Source organism: Pseudescherichia sp. AS216, from assembly GCF_037152055.1.
In the GTDB taxonomy this organism is placed as follows: Bacteria; Pseudomonadota; Gammaproteobacteria; order Enterobacterales; family Enterobacteriaceae; genus Pseudescherichia.
Window position 1 is genome coordinate 516,370 of record NZ_JBBCMV010000002.1, and the last position, 21,633, is coordinate 538,002.

The window sequence follows — 21,633 nt, forward strand, 5'->3', positions numbered from 1 at the left end:
ATCAGGGAAACTATCAAGAAATGAACAGGTAAAGAGCATGGAATGCGAAAGGTAACAGCCCTGTCCCAGCGCGGTTACCGTTATAAATATGAGAACGAAGCGAACCTGAAACGCTATGTATCGGAGGTAAAACGCATACCCGCGTAGGGCCTCTGCCTGCAGGCAGCAAGACGCTGGGCTAAGTCGCCCACGTGGATCTCCAGTTGGTGTCCATCTGGATCGAGAAAATAGCAGGAGTCGCCTTCGCTCCTGTTCTCTTTCCAGAATACCGTTTCGGCCTGCTCTAGCCTGGCAACAAAGGCCGAAAAATCCTGCGCGGCAATGCTGAAGGCGTAGTGCGTGTAGTCTTTTTCAGCTAATGCAACCTGCTGGCGAGCCGCATCGACCGACAGGCATAGCCACAGATCCCCGCAGCTAAAGTACGCGCCGTTATCCCACTGCGCGTGGAGTTCGAGTCCCAGCAGACGCTGGTAAAAGTCGACGCTGCGTCTTAAATCGACGACGGCCAGCGTGAGGTGGTTCAAGCCTTTCAGCACACCCTTCTCCTTTTTACAGTGGATAACTATGTAGGCCCGGCAAGCCTGCGCCGCCGGGCATATCGAGCTATCTTCGCACACGCTTACTCGTCGAAGTACCAGTAGCCCTGGTTAATCAGCGCGGTCAACTCCGCCACGCAGAGCGGATTACCCAGCGCCGCGCCCAGCTCGTTTTTGCCGAGGGTGGTGTAGCGACAGAGCGCATCCGCCGCTGCGGGATCGGACATCTCCAGCGGCTCACTGTTGATGAAGACGCTGCCGCCGATGTTTAGCACCCGCAAGCCGCTCAGGCGGCTCAGGCACTCTCCCCCCAGCAGCGCGTCCAACACCTCATCCTGTTCATAGGGCGGCTCGGCGGGAGCGATATCCAGCTCGTGACGCGGTGTAGTCACAAAGCTGCCAAACCACTGTTTAAACGTCTCAGGCTGCTGGATCATCTCGATCATCATCGCACGCAGACGATCGAGTTCATAGCCCTCCACCCGCCCCGGATGATCGCGGCAAGTGAGATCGGGATCGCTGTAATGCTCGCTGCCAAGATCGTTTTCCAGCGCGTAATCGGCAAAGCTGCTGAGCAGATCTCTGCCGTTAGGCCCCCGGAAGCCAACGGAGTAGTTCAGCGCGGTGGTATGGGTGATGCCGTCGTGTGGGAAGCCGGGCGGGATGTAGAGAATATCGCCCGGCTCAAGATCTTCATCGATAATCGGCGTGAAGGGATCAACGTGCAGCAGCGCCGGATGCGGACAGAACTGGCGCATCGGCAGCTTGTCGCCCACCCGCCAGCGGCGGCTGCCCATCCCCTGAATGATAAAGACATCGTACTGATCGATATGCGGGCCCACGCCGCCGCCGGGAACGGAGAAGGAGATCATCAGATCGTCCAGGCGCCAGTCCGGCAGCGCACGAAACGGACGCACAAGCTCGGCGGAGGGCATGTGCCAGTGGTTGACGGCCTGCGCCAGCAGCGACCAGCCGGTTTCGCCCAGGTGATCAAAGTGCTCAAACGGGCCGTTACTGGCCTGCCACTGGCCGTTGTGAAAGCTAACCAGACGGCTGTCGACCTCTGGCTCCATTGCCAGCCCTGCCAGCTCGTCGGGGCTGATAGGATCAACGAAGTTGCGCAGCGCGTTTTTTAAAACAACCGGTTGTTTTTGCCAGTATTTTTCAAGAAATTCAGGCCAGTTGAGATCGAGTTGGTAAGCCATGGGTTCACACCAGAGAGAGGAAATGTCCCTGATTATAAAGAGGCCGTGACCGACGCTGCCTTGTCATGGGTCAAGAGAGTGGCAACCCCACTGTTTCTAAATAGTAATTTGAGTTTTTCTAAATAGTCAGTCGAAAAATACTGTATATAATTACAGTTATTCTCTTTTCGGCGCTCTGCCTCTTTCTCGCTAAGGAGCCATTATCATGGCAGATGACAATCGTCTTATAGAACCCGTTACCCAACGCCGTTTAACCGTCAGTTACGCGACACGCTTTCATGACCATGCCCATGTGCCTGCCATCGCCATAAAAGGCCAGTGGCTGGAAGAGGCCGGTTTTCCAACCGGTACGGAGATGGATGTCAGGGTGCTGAACGGTTGCATCGTGCTCATCGCTAAACCCGTTGAAGAGGAGCTGGTGCAGTCGGTGCGGAAAATCAGCAAGCTCTCTCCACGAAAGCAGCGCCAGGTGCAGGACTACATCGACCTGGTCGCGGCAAAAAGACGGGTAAATTAAGCGTCCTGTAGCTGTTCGTGTAGAGCGGGTTCGCAGCGTGTCTGTAGATCCTGCGTGAAAGCCGCGCTCAACGTGGCCGGGCCAACGATGCGAATGTCGGGCAGCCAGTAGCGTAACCAGCGAAACAGCGTGTCCTGGTCACTGATCGCCGTCGCAATGGTAATGCTGCCGTCCTTATGCTCCTTCAGCAGACGCTGGGCGGGGAAAAGCGGGCGGCGCGTTACGAAAGTGGCCGCATGGGCAGAGACGTGCAGCGTCACCTCGGTTCTTTTACCAAAGCGGATACCGGGGGTCGTTTCAAGCTCTTCAACGACGTCAGCCTCCAGCTCGAATGTCGTTTGCGTTGTGGCAAACTCTGCAATCCGCGCCAGCTCAAATGACTTCAGGCAACCCTGCTCGACTGCGGCCAGATACCAGAGGCCATAGTGGTTGATGAGCCGATACGGCTGCAGACGACGGTTTTTTTCGCGGTAAAAGCAGGTGACTTCCGTGCGGGAGGTTATCGCATTATCGAGGCTATTCATGAGATCGCCATACTGCTGATTCTCCCGGCTGCTGGCACCGTGAATAGCAATATTGTCGGCACTGTTCATGCGCTTACGTAGAGACTGGCCATCATGATGCGGGAAAAGATGTGCAACGCCGACAAAGCTGGCGAACTCTGCCAGATGACCGGCATGGAGCGACGGCAGCAGATTCGCCGTTAACTTAAAGCGTCCATTCGATACCTCGTCCAGCACATGGGCAAGCCTGGCGAGATCCCGATAGGCGGTTCGCTCTGCAATGCCAAACCGCTCGCACAGCCAGTTTTTATCGATAGTGACACCCTGGTAGAGTGCACCAAACGTTTCACACAGGCGCTCAATAAGCAGGTCGTATTTTGTACTGCCGTTATCCTTCATTGGTTTACGTCCCGGAAGAGAAGGGCCTCGAAAGAGGTTAAGGTCATAATAATTAACGGCAGCGGCCTTGAAAACTATAATAATTTTTTTAACTGAGTATTTACTCGCTATAAAAATCACACTTTTTATTGATGGTGCATTGCATATATAACTATCTCTAATAATTTCTTATCACTCTTTAGCAAGACTCAACTGGTAAAAAGGATTGCCAGCACTATACTTAACCAAAATTAACAAAAATATATTTATCACACTATTACCATTAATAATTGCCCATGCAAAAGCATGAGTGAAAATATAATTTACTGGATATACGCTTAAATTTCTTAAAGTTTATCGATTACCGCTTCGGTAAACGGCACTGCCCATTATAAAAAGTTATTCGGTTACGGATCACAAAAAATAAAAATGCAGGAGAGAGCGGGATGCCAATATTTGACAGCTTCTGGCAAGCGGGTTACGAGGGTGCCGACCATCGAAACGGTCAAGGTATGCCGCTCTCAATGAATGACGTTACCGGGCACAATGCCAGAGTGCTAAGCGATTATATTTCATTAAAGAAGTTAAATATTTCAACGGTACGGGAGAGCGTAGGCTGGCGTCTTGTTGAAACCGCGCACGGATATGATTTTTCATCCGTTGCCGAAAAGATGCAGGCTGCAAACGAGGCCGGAATACAAATTTGCTGGACGATCTGTCACTACGGCTGGCCAGACGACACCGATATTTTTTCACCCGATTTTGTGCCCCGCTTTGCACGGCTGTGCGGTGCACTGGCGCATTTTTTAGCGCCCCGGTACGTCTCTTCGCCCGTTTACTCGCCGGTCAATGAGATCTCCTTCACCAGCTGGGCCCTCTCGGTAGGGTTTTTCCGCTGCTCTGCGCCGCCGGGCATCGCCACTGGTGAAGAGAGCAAGCGTCAGCTGATACGCGCCACCATAGCAGCCTGCGAAGCGATCTGGGCTGCCGATCCGCGTGCACGCGTTTTGCACTGCGATCCCATTATCCACCTGACCGCGCCAGACCAGAGCCCGGAGTCGCTGGCTGCGACAGCAGGCCACTACAACTCACAGTATCAAACCTGGGACATGCTTTCAGGCAGAACAGAACCGGAACTGGGCGGTGCGCCTCGTTACCTCGATCTTATTGGGGCGAACTACTACCACGATAACCAGTGGGAGAGCGGCAGCAATGCACGCTTGTGGTGGCACCTTGGCGATCCCAGGCGTGTCCGTCTCAGCCAGATGTTAGAAACGCTTTATCGTCGCTATGAGCGCCCGATCCTGCTGGCTGAGACCAGCCACGTTGGCAGCGGACGCGGTGCATGGATAAGCCAGATAGCGGCAGAGGTAGCCCAGGCGCAGCTGGCGGGCGTCGAGCTACAGGGGGTGTGTCTTTATCCCGCCATCGACCGGCCAGACTGGGAGGATTTGAGCCGTTGGCATCGCAGCGGACTATGGGAACTTGACCATCAGGGCACGGACCCACTGGCACGCATACTTGATCCTGTTTATGCCGCAGCCTTACAAAAGGCGCAGCACACGCTGGGTCTGTTCCAATCCCGACTATGCGATCTGAATGACGCTAAGAATAGTAGCGACCCTATGAAAAAACTGTATATCTTTAGCCATCTGCGCTGGGACTTTGTCTTTCAGCGCCCGCAGCATCTCCTGACCCGGCTGGCGAAACATTACCAGATTTACTTTATTGAAGAGCCAACGTTCGCGCCTCCGCCTGCTAACCTGAGCATGACGCATCCTGCGCCCAATGTGACTGTGATAAAACCACATACACCGCTCCAGGTACATGGCTTCCACGACAGTCAGATTGCCTATCTCCAGCCGCTGCTGGCGGATATCGTCGATGAAAATGAAGCGCCGCTGGTCTGGTTCTATACGCCGATGGCGCTACCGCTGCTGGCGGTCTTTAATCCCTCTCTGGTGATCTACGACTGTATGGATGAGCTGGCCGCGTTTGAGAATGCGCCCAGACAGCTTTTACAGCGCGAGTCCGCCCTGCTTAACCGGGCCGATATCGTCTTTACCGGTGGCCCTAGCCTCTATGCGGCAAAGTCAGGACGGCATGAAAATATCCACTGCTTTACCAGCAGCGTCGACGCCATCCACTTTGAGCAGGCGCTCGATCGCAACAACTATCATCCGCTGATCCAGGACCTGCCGCACCCGCGCTTAGGGTATTGTGGCGTTATTGATGAACGTATGGATCTCGATCTGGTGGCCGCGATTGCCGATGCCCATCCGGAGTGGCAGGTGATCATGGTCGGGCCGGTCGTCAAAATCGATCCGGCCACCCTGCCCCAGCGTCCTAATATCCACTATCTCGGCATGCAGCCTTACCAGGCTCTGCCGCAGTTTTTGGCCGGGTGGGATGTTTGCCTGATGCCGTTCGCCCTCAACGCCTCGACGCGCTACATCAGCCCGACCAAGGTGCTTGAGTATATGGCCGCCCTGCTGCCGGTGGTGAGCACGGCAATTACCGATGTAGTCGAGCCCTATAAGCATGTGGTCGCCATTGGCTACGATCGTGCTGGCTTTGTACGCGCCTGCGAAAAAATGCTCGCACTGACGCCCGAAGCCAGGCAGACGATGCAGCGTGAGATGAAGCGGATTGTCGACAGCACCTCCTGGGACGTCACGGCGCAGGCAATGCACGGCCTGATGGAGAAAGCGATGGCAAAATCCTCCCTGCAGCGGATCGCCACACCTGCCGCGCAGGCGGCAAATGATGCAGCGCGGAAAAACATGGCGCTTAAGCCGAAACCCGCTCGCAGCGAAAACGCGATTTCGGCCCGCTGCCTGATCCTCGGCGGTGGCCCCACGGGCCTGAGCGCGGCGTATCACTATGGCTCGCAGGCGGTGCTGCTGGAGCGCAACGACAGCGTCGGCGGCTGGTGCCGCTCTATTGAAGACGGCGGTTTTACCTTCGATTACGCCGGGCATATCATGTTCTCCAACGATCCCTATGTGCTGGAGCTGTATGACATGCTGCTGGGTGACAACCTGCACTGGCAGATGCGCGAGGCCTGGATCTACACCGACGGCGTCTACACCCGGTACCCTTTCCAGGGTGCGCTGTATGGCCTACCGACCGAAACCATCAAAGAGTGTATTCTCGGTGCCATTGAAGCCAAGTACAGCGGCACGGCTGACACGCCGCCAGAGAACTTCGAACGCTTTATCTACCAGGTCTGGGGGGCGGGTATCGCCAGGCATTTTGCTATCCCCTATAACCAGAAGCTGTGGACCGTGCCGCTCTCTGAGATGGAGACCTCCTGGCTTGGCGGACGCGTGCCGCTACCGGATCTTGCCCAGATCGTTGAGGGTGCAGTAGAGCCGGTCGGCAAGCCGATGGGGCCAAACGCTCGCTTTGGCTACCCGTTGAAAGGGGGCTTCCAGGCGCTGATGTCGGCGTTTCTGCCGCACATCAAAGGCGTGGTAGAGACCAACAGCGAGATCACCCATATTCTGGCGAACCAGCATATTGCCGTTCTCGCCGACGGCAGGCAGTTCCACTATGAACAGCTGATTAGCACCATGCCGCTTCCCGAGCTCATTCGCATTATTGGCGATGAGGCTCCGGACGAGGTGATCGCAGCGGCGAACGGGCTGCACCATGTCTCGGTGCGCTGTGTGAACCTCGGCATTGGTCGGGCCGATCTCACTGATAAGCACTGGATCTACTTTGCTGGCGACACCATTTTTCACCGTATCTTTGTGCAGGGAAATACCAGCCCAGAGTGTAATCCGCCGGGCGGCTGCGGCCTGACCTGCGAGATCACCTACTCCGAACATAAACCGCTGCCGGTTGATGGTCAGGCGCTGATAGACCGCTGCATTGCCGAGTGTATTGAGGTCGGCATCTTTACGGCAGAGGATGAGGTGCTGGTGGCTAATCAGCTGGATATTCCCTACGCCTACGTGGTTTACGATCACCAGCGGTCAAAAAACGTTGAGACGGTGCGCCAGTGGCTGCTGACCCAGGATATTGTGCTGGCGGGCCGCTACAGCGAGTGGGAGTACTACAACTCCGATCATGCGTTTATTGCCGGGAAAAATGCCGCTGAGAAGGTGAAAAACAGCGTCAGCCGACGCGGGGCGGGAGCCTAAGGCCATAAAAAAACCCGGAACATTTGCTTCCGGGTTTTTTATTACTTACCGATGATTACGGCGCTTTTTTAGCGGTCTCGTTCTCAATCGGCGGAACCGAGCCCAGATCGGTCCCGGTAACCGGGTTCACCGACGGGTCAGATGCGGTACGCAGCTTCAGCGCGTCCAGGTTCGCCTGCTGCGGCCCTGGTAGGTTAACGCTGGCCATGCCATCGCCACCGTCAACGGCCGGCTGCGGGTTAGTTACGTACTCAAAGTTTTCATCTGAGTTCCAGCTACCGCGCACTTCACCACCTTCAGACATATCGAAGTAGGTGTTAGCGTACTGTTCGATCGGCGGCAGTTTTCCTGGCGGGAAGTTGTTGCGGATCGAGTAGAGCGCTTTTTCAAAGGAGATCTGGTGCGCAACTTCGCGGGTCATCAGGAAGCCCAGCGCATCTTTCACGCCCGGGTCGTCCGTCATGTTGATCAGGCGCTCATAAATGATTTTTGCGCGCGCTTCAGCGGCAATGTTAGAGCGCAGGTCAGCGGTCACTTCACCGATGGTATCGATATAGGCTGCGGTCCAAGGTACGCCCGCAGAGTTGGTCAGCGCCGGACCACCGCCGTACAGCAGTGCGGTCAGATGGCTGTCATTACCGTTACCGGTGATTTTACGATAAAGCTCGGCTTCTTGATCTGTACCTTCAGCCAGGTCGCCTTTCGCGCCCTTGTTGAGCATCCCTACCAGAGAGCCGATGATTTCGAGGTGGCTTAGCTCTTCAGTAGCGATGTCCATCAGCATGTCTTTGCGGCCCGGATCGTCATCGCCCAGCCCCTGAGTAAAGTAGCGGCACGCTGCGGCCAGTTCACCCTGTGGTCCACCAAACTGCTCAAGCAGGAGGTTAGCTAAACCGGGATTGGGCTCGGCTACGCGTACTGTGTACTGTAATTGCTTTACATGTCTGAACATAGGCTCACTCCAGTGATTATTTATTTTCCAGCATCGTTCACAGCTGCTGAATGAAGAATAAATAACTGCTTAAATATGAAAACCTTAAATTTTCATAAAAGTCGTCGTACCGCTTATAAGGATAGCCCATGATTGAAATTCAGCCGTGGTATTGAGTCATCCTTAAGATTTTAAGATTTGTCTTAAGCAGGCGATTGCAGAATAAAACAGGTTTAAAGAAATAACCATTTACAAAAATAATAATATTTTTCAATATACATTGATGCATTTGTTTTATAAGGGAAAGGACTTCAAAGAGCGTGTTTAGATTTATGTTTAGAGGATCCTAATATATCCAAGCGTCGCAAATGTGATGACGTGTCCGCCAGCACGATGCCGCTGCGACGATCGCCTGCTCAACGCCCATCTTCAGCGGGCGGGCAGTTTTGGCCAGGTGGCCTGCAAACTATCCTTTTGCAGGCCACCTTCGGTTATTTATACCCCGTTTGTGCTTAAGCTCTCTTCGCGCAAGCTTAATATGCTAAAGGCTATGCTGCCCAGGAGTGATCCGCACCATTCTGGACAAATCTGTTTAAACTCTTCATATTTTTATACGGTTTAAGCAACAGATTAATCTCCTGCAGCTCTAAGTTTTTAACCTTGCTACCTAGCATTTTTTTCTTTTCCTCTGTGAACAGATCGAGAGTGCGGTTGAACTCCTTCATATTCAAACCAGGAAACAGTTCATACATCGCCTGGGTAAGTACATCGGGCCCGGCAAGTTTTAATACGTTTTCCACGCCAGCCTGATAGTTCTCAGCCGCTAAATCGAGCGTTCTGTCGATAACAGGATTATTCTCCGTTACGGCAATAGGCGTATTAGGGATAGCCTGGGCTTTATCAGCGGAGGCAGCATACTCTTCATTCACCATTATGCCTCCCGGCCCAGAGAGCTGACCAAAAGGTTGTTTCTGGGTATCATCAATGTCTTTATAGATGCCCCCGTCAAATTTCAACAAAAATAACCGTAGCAGATCGCTGGCTTGTGCATAGCGCTTGCCTGCGACCGCCTCCTCATAATATTTAAATGCGGGGTGGGCTTTCATTTCATCATAATGCGCATGGGTACGAATATCTCTGACATTGATATATGTATCCCTGAAATTCTCCTGAAGATCCCTCATAGCAGATTCGTGTCCCTGAATGCCGCTATCAAAATAGAGAGTTATATCGTAATCCCTGTTGAGCATTCCGGTATCTTTTGTTAACTGAGTATTTACAGAACTAATATTTCTGGTACCAATCCATATCATATGAAGCCTCTTCGGGATATCCATGTCCGGGTATTTGGTACTTTCTTGTTCAATTTTTTGCGCGAACTTCTCTCTTTTAGCCAGCCCCTGTCCCATACAAGCAAAAACAGGCATATTGCCATCCGGGTCAAAGAGAGAGACCGGATTATTTTTCACCATCCGGAACAGGTTCAGGCCGTCCACCTCGCCTGCCGGGTCGGCACTCACCCAGCGGCAGAGCCACGGGGCGTAGTAGCGGTGGCCGTAGTGGTACAGCCCCGTGCCGTCCCGCTCCTTGCCGGAGTAGCGAATGGTTTTATAGCTGGCTTCGGTTTCACTGCGCGCTGACCACACCGCCGTGCCGCCGAAGGGGTAGTACTCCTCCCGGCTGATAAGCTGGCCCTCTGCATCCAGCTCCAGCGCCAGCGAGCCGATGTTGTCGTCCACGCTCCAGCGCACCTGGTTATTACTGATACCGTCCGGCCTGCCTGTCTCCCAGTGCAGCACCCGGATACCCGCCCGCCCCGCCTGGCTGGTCAGCACGTGCAGCTCTTCTGACGGCGGACTGTCACCGTCTGCCGTCTCCTGCCAGCTCATGCGCAGCTCCAGCCCCGGCAGGTAGCGCACCTCATCCACGCGCCACAGCCCGGCGTCGCCGTTCACCAGGGTGCGGGTCTGCCTGCGTATCCGCTCACTGCCGCTGTACTGGTACACCTCCCGGTCGTTATCCCCGCTGCTGCGGCTCACCAGGGTCACCGCCTGCAGGTTGTTGCTGCCGTCCCACGCCAGCCCGTCGCTGCCGGAGGCGCTCGCCTGGAGCTGCAGCAAATTACCGTTACTGTCGAACCAGCTGCTGACCTCATCCGGGGTCTGCGCTCCGCCGTCGTTCTGCTGTACGCTGCGGTTCGAGGTGCTCTCTGTGGTCATGGTGCGGGTGAAACGGGCTGCCCCGGCGTGCGTCAGGATGGAGAGATTCCCGCTGTCGTCGTAGTGGTAGCTGCGGGTGTAGCTGACGTACTGACTGTCGTCTGCCGGCACCGGCAGGCTGGCATACTGCATCCCGGTGTTGCCGGCGTTCTCCCGTCCGGTGGCGCTCAGCAGCTGGTACAGCGCGTCATAAATAAACGTCCGCGTCCCGTCCGTGGTCTGGTTGCGGTAATAGCCCGCTGCCACCGTGCCGTCGGTCACCGAGGTGACGTTGCCGGTGAAATCATATCCGTAGCTGAGCGCCTGAAGAAGGGTGTTATCCGTGCGCCGGGCTGTGATGCTCTCAAGCCACTGGTTCTGTTCGTCATACCCGTAGGTGATGGTCACCCCGTTGCCGGCCCGCTCGGTCAGCACCTGGCCCGCCGCACTCCGGGTCACGGCATCCAGCAGGGTCTGCGTGGTCCCGTCTGCCGGGGTCACCGTCTGATGGCAGCCACTGCCGCTGACGTCATAGCGCCAGGCCTGCACATGGCCCCTCGCATCCGTCTGGTTCAGGGTAGCACCACGGGCGTCGGCGATTGTGGTCGTGGCATATACGTCTGCCTCCAGCAGCGTCTCCCGCGCCGTCTCATCTTCAGGCCAGTCCGGTAAATCCTCTGCCGAAACCAGGAAGCGCTGCCCCTGGCGGAGCACCGCCCCGCTGAGAGCCACTGAGTTCACCTGTAGCAGGCCGCCGCCGTTGTAGTGCGCCACGCTCACACCGCGCAGGTTATTGTCCTGCGAGCCGTCATCTGCCGGATGGCTGTCGCCGTAGTCGCTGCGCCAGCTGACGCGGATCTCATCGCTCCCGTTCAGCTGCTCGCCGCCGCTCTGTGGCCGCCCCAGCTCATCGTACGCCAGGGTCTGCACCGTGCCCCGTCCGTCGCGGCTCCACACCAGGCGGCCTGCCGAATCGAACAGGGTCACCTGCATCCCGCTGTCGGTACTCTCCCGCCGCAGCACCTGGCCCGCCAGCGACGGCACAGAGTGCAGGTTCGCTGCCGTGGCACCCTGAGCCCGGGCGGCAAAAAGGCGCGGGTCACGCAGCGACACCGTCCGGGTGGCATCGTCCGCCTGTGAATGAGTAACCAGCAGGCGCAGCGGGTCAGAAGCCTGCTCCCGGTTCCAGTTAAGGGCACGCACGGCCAGCCCCCGGTTATCATGCACGCTGACCACCGGCGTACTGGTTGCGACTGTTGAATTATTCATAGCTGACTCCCTGGCGAGCAAGATGGCAAGATTAAATAAAAGAGAAGAAGTTATTAGTCAGCATAAAATCATTTACAGCGCTCAGATGTGCAGTTTTAGGTAGTACTGCCCCAAAATAGAGGAGCCTGCACGCCGCGTCTGCTGCGGGAGTCGCTGAAATTGACCTGAGAAAATCAGGCAGTAACAACATTTTTAATGCCCTCTCTCCATTTGTAAGAAAAAGTAATAGAGCATTAACATTAGTTTTTTATTATCTGGTCATAAATGTGGAATGCTATAGTATTTGTATAACATCTCCTGTATTAATCTCCTCTGCACCTGGCATCCATAACTTTCCCCATCTCCCGGTACAGTGGCAGGTAAGGACCTGCTTAGGGTTAACATCTTGGATATAGTTCCGCAAAAACATAAGACGCCACGGCATAGCATGTCGCAAATGCATCCCACCTACGATTGCGTAAATAGTTTTTACTCCGGTCAGCCTCCTGGAGTGCTCAATAATATTCTTAACTCCTTTATGCCCGCAGCCGGTAAAAATCACCAGACCTTTATCTGACTTATATATCAGAGCACCTTCATCCTTGAGTGTATCAGGTACCAACCTTTCCTTTTTGATATAGCCGTAGGTTTTAACTGATGCGATTTCGCCAGACCAGATAAACATATTGCTTATCTCATAAGGCTCTTTTGTGAAATGAAAACTCTTCTGATCAGAGGGTAACTGAGTAGATATCTTCTTGATTGCTATGAAGCGGCTTAAAAATTTCACACCTGCGTATTTATGGTCATACACGCCGGGGTGGCACAGCACCTTAGGAAGATTTTGAAGATGCCTCAGCCCACCGCAGTGATCGTAGTGGCCGTGGGATAAAACAACCCAGTCAATACCATCAAGCGACACGCCCATCTTTTTAGCGTTGTGTATAAACGCGGCATCTGGCCCGGTATCGAAGAGTATCCTCGTTTCACCATCGTCAATTAACAGGCTTAGCCCTGGCCGACAGCTTAGCCCCTCGGCATGCTTTGCTTTTCGGTTTTCCAGTAACACGGTCACTTTCAGCATGAGTAGAACCTCCTTGTTCAGTTAAAATTCAGGCCTGCCGTTTCGCAAGGCTACTATTAATAGCCTCTATCTCCCGCTTCAGATTACCGCCGTCGTAGACCATTGAGGTATCGTATTTTTCATACTTTGCCTCGCGCGTCGCACTAAACCAGTTAAACGAGCCGATGCACAGCAGGCCGTCATCACCAATGACGATTTTACTGTGTACGCGGTCCACCAGCCGGGTAGCGATGCCCACGGCTTTCAGCTGCTCTAATGCCGCCGTCAGATTTTGCTGCTTCTCTTTGCGCTTTTCATAGTCCTTGTCAGCCGTGTTATAGCTCTTATCGGTGATGACGGTAACGTTAATGCCCCGTTCACGGGCCTGAAGCATCGATGCTAAAAAGCCGGTCTCCTCCAGCTTCTGCCAGGTCAGCCACGGCGAGACGATGGTGATCTGCTTGTCGGCCTTCTCCAGCGTCTGGTTGAGGAAGCTGTCGTGCTGCTCAACGCCGTGCAGGGTGTAGACCCGCGTCTCCCTCGTCTCTAAATCTTTGCGCTTCTTGTAGGCAAAGGAGAGAGCGTTGTCCTCATCGGCAAACAGATACTTTTTCAGCAGCCCACGCGGGGATGAAGCCGGCTGAACCTCAAACAGATCCATATCGCCAAAGACCAGGAAGCTGTCCTTCGCCCGGGAGACCGCCACGTTCAGCATGCTGCTGTCGCTGTCGATAAATCCGCCGTCCTCATGCTTGGAGTAAACTGGAGAGAAGATCACGATGGCTCGCTCAGCCCCCTGCAATGAATGCACCGTTCCGACGGTCAGGGTATTTTCCTCGCTGCCTGCGAAGAGCCCGTGATCACCCAGTGCCCGCTTAATAGTAGAGACCTGAGCGCTAAACGGCGTCACGATCCCTACTACCTGTTGAATGGGCTTCCGGTAGTGGCTCTCAATGCGTTCCCGATTATCAAGCAGCCAGGCGGCGAGGGTATCGGCCTCCAGCATATTGTAGCGGCTGCCGCTGCTGGCCAGCTCGCCTTTGCCATCAATGTGCAGATACCCCATCGCCGGAAGCAGCGTGGAGGATTTGTCTTCTCTTTTGGGCTGGAGCTTGCCGTGGTAGCACAGCGCGTTACAGTAGCCGATGATGTCGTCAAAGCAGCGGCGGTGCTCGTAGAGATACATACCACGCTCCAGCTCCGGATCGTACTGATAGCGCGAAGCCAGCTGGGCCACTCGCATCACACTGCCGGATGCGGCGCTTTTACCTGTTTGAGCAACGGCAGCATAGGATGCAGCGATCTCATCCTGGGTAGCGCCCGGCAGCAGCTTCCCTGCCAGCATATTGCCCATGTCGATCGCCGGTAAAATGTTCCAGATAGGCGGGATCTGTTTGGTGTCACCGATCACCAGCGCCTTCTTCGCCAGCGCAAATGACGCGGCGGCCACCTCCGGTAGCACCTGCCCCGCCTCGTCGACGATCAGTAGATCGGCAAAACCGTAGAGATAGTTCGCCTCCCATCCCTTATCACCTTTATTCTCAAAGACCTTCATAGAGGCAGGCAGCATGTAGCAGGTCATCACTACGCAGGGTGTCAGCTTCATTCTTCGCTGCCAGCGAGCGGTGACGGCTATCGCCCCATTCTTGCGCTGCTCCGCAACCGTATCGCGAATTTTAGCCATATCCATCAGCCAGCGGCCTTCCCAGTAGTGGGTCGTCAGCAGGAACGCCGGGAAACGGACCTGCGTGTCCGCCAGCTCATCGGCCTGGGCAAAGCTCAGCGTCTGGCTGCCGTTATAGCCTAGCCCGCGTAGATGCGTCTGCCATGTCTGCTCTGCCTGATGCTCCTCAAGCAGAGCTGTCTGAGCTTTATCTATCTGCTGCTGATATTTATCACGGCGTTCTGTTGCCGCTTTCCGCAGCGCATTGATTGTGCCCTCGATAGCATTCGGATCGGTCCACTCGCTCCCCTCCATCGGGCGCTTCAGCTTAGGTTCAAGACGCTGCTTAATCATATAGAACCGCTTGCTGCGGATGGCCGGGATCCATGAGCATAAAGAGTAGAGTAGCGACTCTTTGGCACGATAATCATCCCATTCAGTTTTAACACTGGTGAGGGTTTCGATCTCTTCCGCCTGCGCGGTAAGCAGCTGCGCCTTATCAGCAAGATACTGAACGATATCATCGTCGATCTCAGCTCTCTTTTTCCGGGCCTCGTTCAACGTCTTCCAGGCCGCCAGGAGTGCCGTTAATTTATCTTCCTGAGCTTTGAGCTGGCCGTGGAGCAGCTTCACAACGGTTTCCGGGGAGTCGCACGTCTCATCAGGGAAGGCTGCCCTGGCCCGGCTTAAATAGAACGCCTGCGCATCCTCAACATACTCTTTGGACTCTACCTGCCTGAAGAAGTCTTCGGTTTGATACTTTTTGGTAGCCTCGGGGTTTCTACTACGTGACGGGAAATAAGCCCCGAAGCTCTTCACCTCCGGCAGCCACCGCCCCGCCATCGGCCCGGTTCCGGTGGCAAAATCCTTCCCGAAGGCCTCGATGATATTGGTGACCGCCTGATTGTTGGTAGATGTCGCCACGATCACTGGCGGCTCGCCCTGCTCCAGCGCGGCCCTCGCCCACTGGGTAGCGATGATAGAGAGCAGCAACGTGGTTTTACCTGTACCGGGAGGGCCGTTAACTGCCAGGATGTCGCCCTCCTGGCTCTCAAGGAAATGGCTCAACGCATCGCGCTGGGCCTTCGCCAGCGGGAACCGGTCTCCAGAGTGACCCAGCCGTTCGCTGAACTTTGCGCCCGACGACAGCAGCGGTTCGGTCGTAACGTTCTCCCGCGCGGCAAAGCGCTTAAACAGCGGCACATCTTTTTGACTGACCAGCAGATGATCGTAGAGCGCGAGGATATGAAAACTAGCACCGCCGGGCTGAGTCTTCTTAACCAAATAGCCATAGTCGGCGGGTTCATACTGCTCGGGGTTAGCCAGCCAGGGTCCGGCGACGGCTTTCAACAGCGCCCCAGCATCGTCCAGATAGCGCTGCCAGGATTGACAGTAGCGAGCGTGCCGGGCCTGCCGCTGCTCATCGGTTTCAGCGTCCGCATCAAACTCATCAGCGCTGGCAGAGAACGAGGGGTGTGTGGTTTTATAACGGTCGTAGCAGGAGATTTCGCCGATTGAGAGCGCCCCTTTCGGCAGCGGCTCAAGCAGATCGCGGGGAATGGAGGTAGCAGGCGTGGGAAACAAAAAACCTTCGCGGTTTACGACCGCCGAAGTCACTAGCGGAGTAATCACCTCCGGTGCGCCCGCGGTACGTTCCTTGCCATGCTTTATTAGTTGGAAGTAAACCTTGGGCCGCAGCACGACGTCTACCGTTTTGACATCGTCTCGCTCGCCTGTAAAAAGAGCGCTGACAATCTCCTCGCTCAGGCGTCCGGAACTTCTCTCGTTCCATTGAGTAAAACCGCCGACGTCCTTACGCTCAAACGTCCCCTTGCCGAACTCCGCATCCGCCAGCGAGTTACGCCAGTATGCGGCGAACCCTGAAGTGTTACTGTCCATCGCCTGTCCTGTTGCTTTATGCAAATTATTGGTTTCGCTGTTATAAAAACAGCCGATGGATAAACATTGTCCACGTCAGGAGGATGAGTGCAATGGTTTGGGGAGGTTTTTGCGGGGTTAAATGACGACCGGGTTACGCGTACATGGGCGATGAAAGGGTTTGATTACTACTGATACGCCTTCGCGTATAGCCACTTGCCCGCCCTGGCTGATTCTGCAAACATTTTCACCGTTAACGGTTCTGCGGTTTGCCTGATTGGCTTCTGAGTAAACCACTTACGAAAAACCATTCTATCTCCCATGGATAGTAGGCAGAGTAATCAATAACCGATACGTCCACTTCGTATTTTTTGCTATATTTATCAATAGTTAGAGAGAGATCGTCAAACTCAGTATAAGCCTGTAGCGCATCATCAAGCTGCAAAGGGATCATTTTACCCGTCAGTGTTCCCATTCCAGGCAAATCGTCCCGAAAGAATTCTAATACCTCGCTATCAGTTACCATGCTCTGCCCTCTTTTCTCGCTATCGACTAATCATATAGCCACTTACCGGCTTTTGCTGACTCGACCAGCATGCCGATAGTAAAAGCAGGCACGGGAACAGGTTCCATTTTCTTAAACAGGTTCCATGAAAAAGGGATATCGGGATAGTAGGTCTTGATGTTGAAGTTACCCCGTTCTACGTGCAGTTCACTGAAAAACGTATCCATGAGCTCGCTGGCATCGAGATCTTCAAGATACAAATCGGCATCGAGATCGCTTTCAAGCGTTAGCTCTACCGGCTCGAAGCTAAATAAATAGACGCCAGCATAGGGGCGTATAAGCTCATAAACTTGCTGCTCAATGTTGTCTACCATAAGCTATCGTTGCCTCGTCCTGTTCCTGAGTCTTCTAATTAGCTTAACTACTATCAGGTAGAGAACGGTAGCGATTGCTACAACTGAGACAACATCAATATAAAAATAGACATCGTCTATCTCTTCACCGCCTACATTGCCATACCCGTAAATCAGGTTAGCTAGCTTATCGGCTAAGGCGTCGTTAACCCAGTTATAGGGATCGCCCAGAGTACGGCCTACCGCAATAAAGATGGCAAGGAACAGTAAAACGTTTAGTAGCCGGATAGCCCAACGATTACGAGCAGATTTTATCACTGCCGATCGCCTCCATTACGTTATCGACAAGGGTGTTAAATGCCTCATGGCGTCTACACCCATACATTGGGCTGAGCTAAAGACTCGAGCATTTATCGTTAGTTATTCATCTCCTTTGATAGCTCGACCTCACCGGTAGCAGCGTTGGAGTAAAGATAAAATAGATCGCTGTTAACCTCCTCAGGCTTTATCCAGGTTTCCGCCGCCTCTGAATCTGTTCTCTGCCTGGTGTATCCTAATTTTTTTAGATATACCCGTAATGGTTCAACGTTTGATGCTCCCTTAAAGATAATCGTGTTGGTTGACGCATACCCATCGCCGGGCTGTGATTTAAAGTAGTAATCGCCAGATATACGGGGGGCTTTCTCGATCTCTTTGTCCGTCAGCGTGTGAAAACTGAAGAAGTCGTTCTTCGTGTAAGTCGTAGTCTCATCAATACCTGACGCAACCAACCAGACGAACAGCCACCCCAAGATGAGTACGGTGATGATGGCGGCGCTAACCCATCTCAGTATTTTCAGCATATAACCCTGATTATGGTTTTTTCAAATTGATTATACACGTTATGTTTCACTAAGAAAGTGAATATGAATTAGTAATAACTCCTGTAATGACCGAGCAAACATCCTTGTATATAAATAAAGTTCATTACAATTCGGTTATTGCTATAACTTCGTATAAATTCCATAGTTAACTCAGGTTTTAAAGATGCAACGTTAAAGAGTTACATAAAGCTCAATATTCAGATTTGGCATGGCCGACGGCTGGGTTCACTACAGGAAGTGTCCGGTATAGTTCATCCAAAACCAGAATGAATTTTATTAATGGATTCATTAATACACGCCAACAGCACAGGCATATTTAGACCGTGCAGGCTCTGCAATAGACGATGGCGGCGCTACAAGGAATATTATGTTTCGTAACTACCAAGCAAAATCATTGGAGGACGTTTACCTTGAAGACATTCCCCACATACTGCATCCTAAATTTGCGCAACAGTACCTCGCATATACTGATCTACCCAACCGAATTATCACATCCAGGGATCTGCCGGAGAGTTACGAGCTCTTTGTCAGCAAGTATCGCCAGTTCCATTATCAGTGCGCCTGGATGGCATACCGGGATGCACTAGCACTATACTCATGAGTGTCGAGAGTTTCAGCGGTACTGTAATTTAGGTTGGGAAAGTGGTGAGCCGGAAGGTGTTGCTGGCTATGAACTATGGAACAATGCTCATACAGCAACGTTAGAGGATTTTGGAATTAATGATGATGATCTATTTCACCCGGATGCAATAAAATGACGATAAATAATACTGAATTTAATGTCTTGAAAGTGATGGCACAAAAGGACATTGATTGGACCTGGATGATACTAGATCGCACACTTGCTGTGGGAGGCATCCCCGGATTTAGCAACGTTGCGAACATCGTAACGAGCCTGGTGAATAATGGAATGGTTGATATCGTTTACAGCGAAGAAAACGCTAAGCCTCGGTATCGAGTATCAGTTCAAGGGCATCAGTTTCTAAGTAAACAGGAAGCACAGTAGAGCCAATGGCTACCTCACTTGAAGTTAACTGAATAACTAGCGCAAATACTTATGATCTATATGCACCATTATGGTAAACAATACTGAGTTAAACATTCTTAAGCTGTTAGCCTCCAGAAGTGACGTAAACTGGAACTGGTATGATCTTGATCGCGCTATGGAAATGCGAAACATGGAGGGTATCGGTAATGTTGCCCAGCTGGTGAGGGGCTTATCCGAAGCGGGATTAGTTGACGTTATCCTTAGAGTCCCGGCTGGTATGGAACACTATAAGGTATCAGAACGCGGGTATCGACTATTGGAAGAGCTTGAACACCAAGACTCACCCCATGTCGATATGCCAGAGTGGGTTCCATGAAAAAGGTATATCGGGTTAGTAGGTTTCGATCTTGAAGTTGCCTCTTTCAACGTGTAGTTCACTGCAAAACGTATTCATGAGTTCACTGGCGTCGATATCTTCAAGATCAAGATCGGTATCGAGGGATGCGAGAAGCTGCCTCGTCACGCTACTTTTCTACCTTTTGCGTAGTTTATGGATAAAAAACATCAGGAGAGCAGTGACTATGAGCATGAGCGTTAGTAGTACCCAAAGGAATGAGGGATCGGCTTCCCCGTCCGCAAACCCTAAGCCAGTGCGATTTAGAAAATCGTTGCTGACTTGAGATAGATAGTCGACCACACGCCTAAAGGAAACAAAACGATAAAGAATGAAGCCACAAAGCAGAGCACGCCAGTCAGAACGTTAGTAATCAATCTTGCATGATGCATAATCACTCCGTCCTGTTACATCTATACGTCCATAAGCCATTAATCCCTTCCCCCCTGGAACGCGGATTTTTTTACGCATAAGTAGTGACTGTCTTACTAACTGAAAATCCGTAATGTTATAAAAAGTGATACATCCCCATGACTCACCTTCCCCGTTTGGCCGCAAAGGATGAAGTCGAAAACATCCCCTATCAACACCATGAATAAAAACATGGTCACTCATTGTTAATGCATTATATAACCCAAACCATACTGCATGATATGTACCGTTTTTGTAATCCTTTATTAACCTTTCAGCTCTATTAGAATAACTCCCTTTTGGCGCATCAACAATCCAGTAAGTCCCAACAGGTAGAGCTGCGTTCTTTTTAAAAGCACACTCTGCAACATTGGTAACTGGCTCTATGCCTGAGAACACTGGGAAAGTGCCTACACCGTAGATGTGAAGCTTCAGTCTTTTCCGGTCTGGTGAAACATCATTATAATCCATCCTACATATTTGCATAACATAAACCCACTATTAATTTATGGTTATAGTAGGACTTGTTTATCAATCAATCCAGAGCAAAGTTATAATTTCATAAAAAAACTAATCTTTTTAGATATTAGGAGAACGTGTAACGCTTATGACCAATTTATTTTTCACATATCCAAGTGGGTAAATCAATATGAATGGAAGTCTGAAATTATATATTCATGTTAAAGGCCCCAGTTAAATGCTTTGGATGAAGTTTAAGGATTAGGATTTATGAAGTTGGGTCTTCATGTGGCGATTTAGAGCTTCGGGGGACAGTGGTGGATCCTGCCGATGCAGCATTGCATGGCAGTTGGGGCAGACGGGGATGAGATCGGTTTTAGGGTTAACCAGGTAGTTCTCTTTTATCTCTGATAAAGGGATAAGGTGATGCACATGGATAAAGCCCTTCGCGATTTCACCGTACACCTTGGCCATGTCAAGACCGCATACCTTGCACTGATACCCATGCCACTCAAGCGCGGCCTGGCGGGCCTTTTGGTCGCGTTCGTAACGATTAACCGTTACCTGAACGGCGGCCCCTTCGATGTAAGTGGCTTTCTGCTGGATCTCGTCTGGGAAGAGATTTGGTTCGATAAGTTCGTTTTTGTGGACGATCTGGAAACCTTGATCGGTGAGTAGCCTAACGCACTTTGATTTTATCCCGCCGCTGAAGTCTGCTGGGGTGAAAATAAGGCTGGTGAGCGCAGAGGCAGCGAGGCCGACAATGGCTTTTGGTGGGTAACGGCGGTCGTTGATGATGACGTCGTAGTCACGGGAGTCAGCGAAGGCATGGAGATGACCAGAGTCATAGGCATGGGCTGCGGCGAGGATGGCTTCGCGGGGGAGGCTATTGGGGAGTTTTTTCATATGAGGAAGGCCGGACTCGAATTTCACACCGAATACACTGATATCAATGTAGTTTAAAAGCAGGAATAAATGGTTATACCCGCACTTGTACCCACAAGTTAAAATCCGTACAAAAAATAGACATTGCAAGTAGGTATAAAGCCATACCAGTAGAACACCGATATGGCTATCAAAGCAAGATTCAGGCAGGAAGGAAAGTTTTCTTCAGAGGTATCAATTCCCATCCATTCAGAGCAAAGTCAGGTATGGCCGCGAAATGAACATTAACCCTTGCTATGCTAGTTCCCATGGCAAATCTCTGCGTCTATTTACTGGTTTCAGAGTGCCCCCGTTTCTCAATTGTTGAGCGGCCCAACGAATGTCATATTGCCACGTATACAACATATCGCCCGAATCCCTAAGCTCCGCCTCGTATCTGTCCCATACGTACTTTGAAACTTCACGTGGCCAAGCACTACCCCCCCGTTCCCGAAGACACTCTATGAT

General features: G+C 52.5%; 14 protein-coding genes and 3 pseudogenes. 4 read left to right on the top strand and 13 right to left on the bottom strand.

Annotated features, from left to right (window positions below; genetic code table 11):
* Positions 1-113: 113 nt before the first annotated feature.
* A complete protein-coding gene (gene fos / locus WFN61_RS08040) occupies positions 114-536 on the bottom strand; it encodes a fosfomycin resistance glutathione transferase (RefSeq protein ID WP_257758545.1) in 423 nt (140 codons plus the stop codon).
* An 83-nt stretch (positions 537-619) separates the two neighbouring features.
* Positions 620-1,741, bottom strand: a complete 1,122-nt coding sequence (locus WFN61_RS08045; RefSeq protein WP_144816391.1) for a ribosomal protein uL16 3-hydroxylase — start codon at positions 1,739-1,741, stop codon at positions 620-622.
* 205 nt (positions 1,742-1,946) lie between these two features.
* Between WFN61_RS08045 and symE the strand changes: the two genes are divergently transcribed.
* Positions 1,947-2,258, top strand: a complete 312-nt coding sequence (symE, locus tag WFN61_RS08050) for an endoribonuclease SymE (RefSeq protein WP_144816393.1) — start codon at positions 1,947-1,949, stop codon at positions 2,256-2,258.
* Here symE and WFN61_RS08055 read toward each other — a convergent pair.
* Positions 2,255-3,160, bottom strand: a complete 906-nt coding sequence (locus WFN61_RS08055) for a WYL domain-containing protein (RefSeq protein ID WP_144816395.1) — start codon at positions 3,158-3,160, stop codon at positions 2,255-2,257. The two genes, symE and WFN61_RS08055, sit on opposite strands and share 4 nt — an antisense overlap.
* Positions 3,161-3,585: 425 nt before the next feature.
* Here WFN61_RS08055 and WFN61_RS08060 point away from each other — a divergent pair, with 425 nt between their 5' ends.
* Positions 3,586-7,287, top strand: a complete 3,702-nt coding sequence (locus WFN61_RS08060) for an NAD(P)-binding protein (protein ID WP_337038485.1) — start codon at positions 3,586-3,588, stop codon at positions 7,285-7,287.
* Between the two features lie 55 nt (positions 7,288-7,342).
* Here the strand turns inward: WFN61_RS08060 and WFN61_RS08065 are convergent, their stop codons facing one another.
* The 7 genes and pseudogenes from WFN61_RS08065 to WFN61_RS08095 form a co-directional block, all read right to left on the bottom strand.
* Complete coding sequence (locus WFN61_RS08065) at positions 7,343-8,239, bottom strand: manganese catalase family protein (RefSeq protein ID WP_312926173.1); 897 nt, start codon at positions 8,237-8,239, stop codon at positions 7,343-7,345.
* A 527-nt stretch (positions 8,240-8,766) separates the two neighbouring features.
* Entirely contained in the window at positions 8,767-11,685 is a 2,919-nt protein-coding gene (locus WFN61_RS08070; RefSeq protein ID WP_337038487.1) for an RHS repeat-associated core domain-containing protein, read from the bottom strand.
* 274 nt (positions 11,686-11,959) lie between these two features.
* The gene (locus WFN61_RS08075) at positions 11,960-12,748 is read right to left on the bottom strand and encodes an MBL fold metallo-hydrolase (RefSeq protein ID WP_337038488.1); all 789 of its coding nucleotides are present in this window, start codon (positions 12,746-12,748) and stop codon (positions 11,960-11,962) included.
* A 28-nt stretch (positions 12,749-12,776) separates the two neighbouring features.
* Positions 12,777-16,289: an AAA domain-containing protein gene (locus WFN61_RS08080; RefSeq protein ID WP_337038489.1), complete on the bottom strand. Its 3,513-nt coding sequence runs from the start codon at positions 16,287-16,289 to the stop codon at positions 12,777-12,779.
* Between the two features lie 167 nt (positions 16,290-16,456).
* Positions 16,457-16,794, bottom strand: a pseudogene (locus tag WFN61_RS08085) (DUF1493 family protein).
* A 26-nt stretch (positions 16,795-16,820) separates the two neighbouring features.
* Entirely contained in the window at positions 16,821-17,147 is a 327-nt protein-coding gene (locus WFN61_RS08090) for a DUF1493 family protein (protein ID WP_337038490.1), read from the bottom strand.
* Between the two features lie 395 nt (positions 17,148-17,542).
* Positions 17,543-17,968: a hypothetical protein gene (locus WFN61_RS08095; protein WP_337038491.1), complete on the bottom strand. Its 426-nt coding sequence runs from the start codon at positions 17,966-17,968 to the stop codon at positions 17,543-17,545.
* A 608-nt stretch (positions 17,969-18,576) separates the two neighbouring features.
* Between WFN61_RS08095 and WFN61_RS20955 the strand changes: the two are divergent.
* Together WFN61_RS20955 and WFN61_RS08100 are read left to right on the top strand one after the other, a co-directional pair.
* Positions 18,577-18,747, top strand: a pseudogene (locus tag WFN61_RS20955) (colicin); the annotation flags it as partial.
* On the top strand, positions 18,744-18,995 hold the full coding sequence (locus tag WFN61_RS08100; protein WP_337038492.1) for a MarR family transcriptional regulator: 252 nt from the start codon (positions 18,744-18,746) through the stop codon (positions 18,993-18,995). The pseudogene WFN61_RS20955 and the gene WFN61_RS08100, both read left to right, overlap by 4 nt.
* 376 nt (positions 18,996-19,371) lie before the next feature.
* On the opposite strand, the pseudogene WFN61_RS08105 reads toward WFN61_RS08100, so the two are convergent.
* The 3 genes and pseudogenes from WFN61_RS08105 to WFN61_RS08115 all read right to left on the bottom strand — a co-directional run.
* A pseudogene (locus tag WFN61_RS08105) lies at positions 19,372-19,476 on the bottom strand (DUF1493 family protein); the annotation flags it as partial.
* Between the two features lie 261 nt (positions 19,477-19,737).
* Positions 19,738-20,253 (bottom strand): DUF2778 domain-containing protein, encoded by a 516-nt coding sequence (locus WFN61_RS08110; protein ID WP_337038494.1) that lies wholly within the window; start codon positions 20,251-20,253, stop codon positions 19,738-19,740.
* A 249-nt stretch (positions 20,254-20,502) separates the two neighbouring features.
* Complete coding sequence (locus tag WFN61_RS08115) at positions 20,503-21,147, bottom strand: HNH endonuclease (protein ID WP_337038495.1); 645 nt, start codon at positions 21,145-21,147, stop codon at positions 20,503-20,505.
* Between the last annotated feature and the right edge of the window lie 486 nt (positions 21,148-21,633).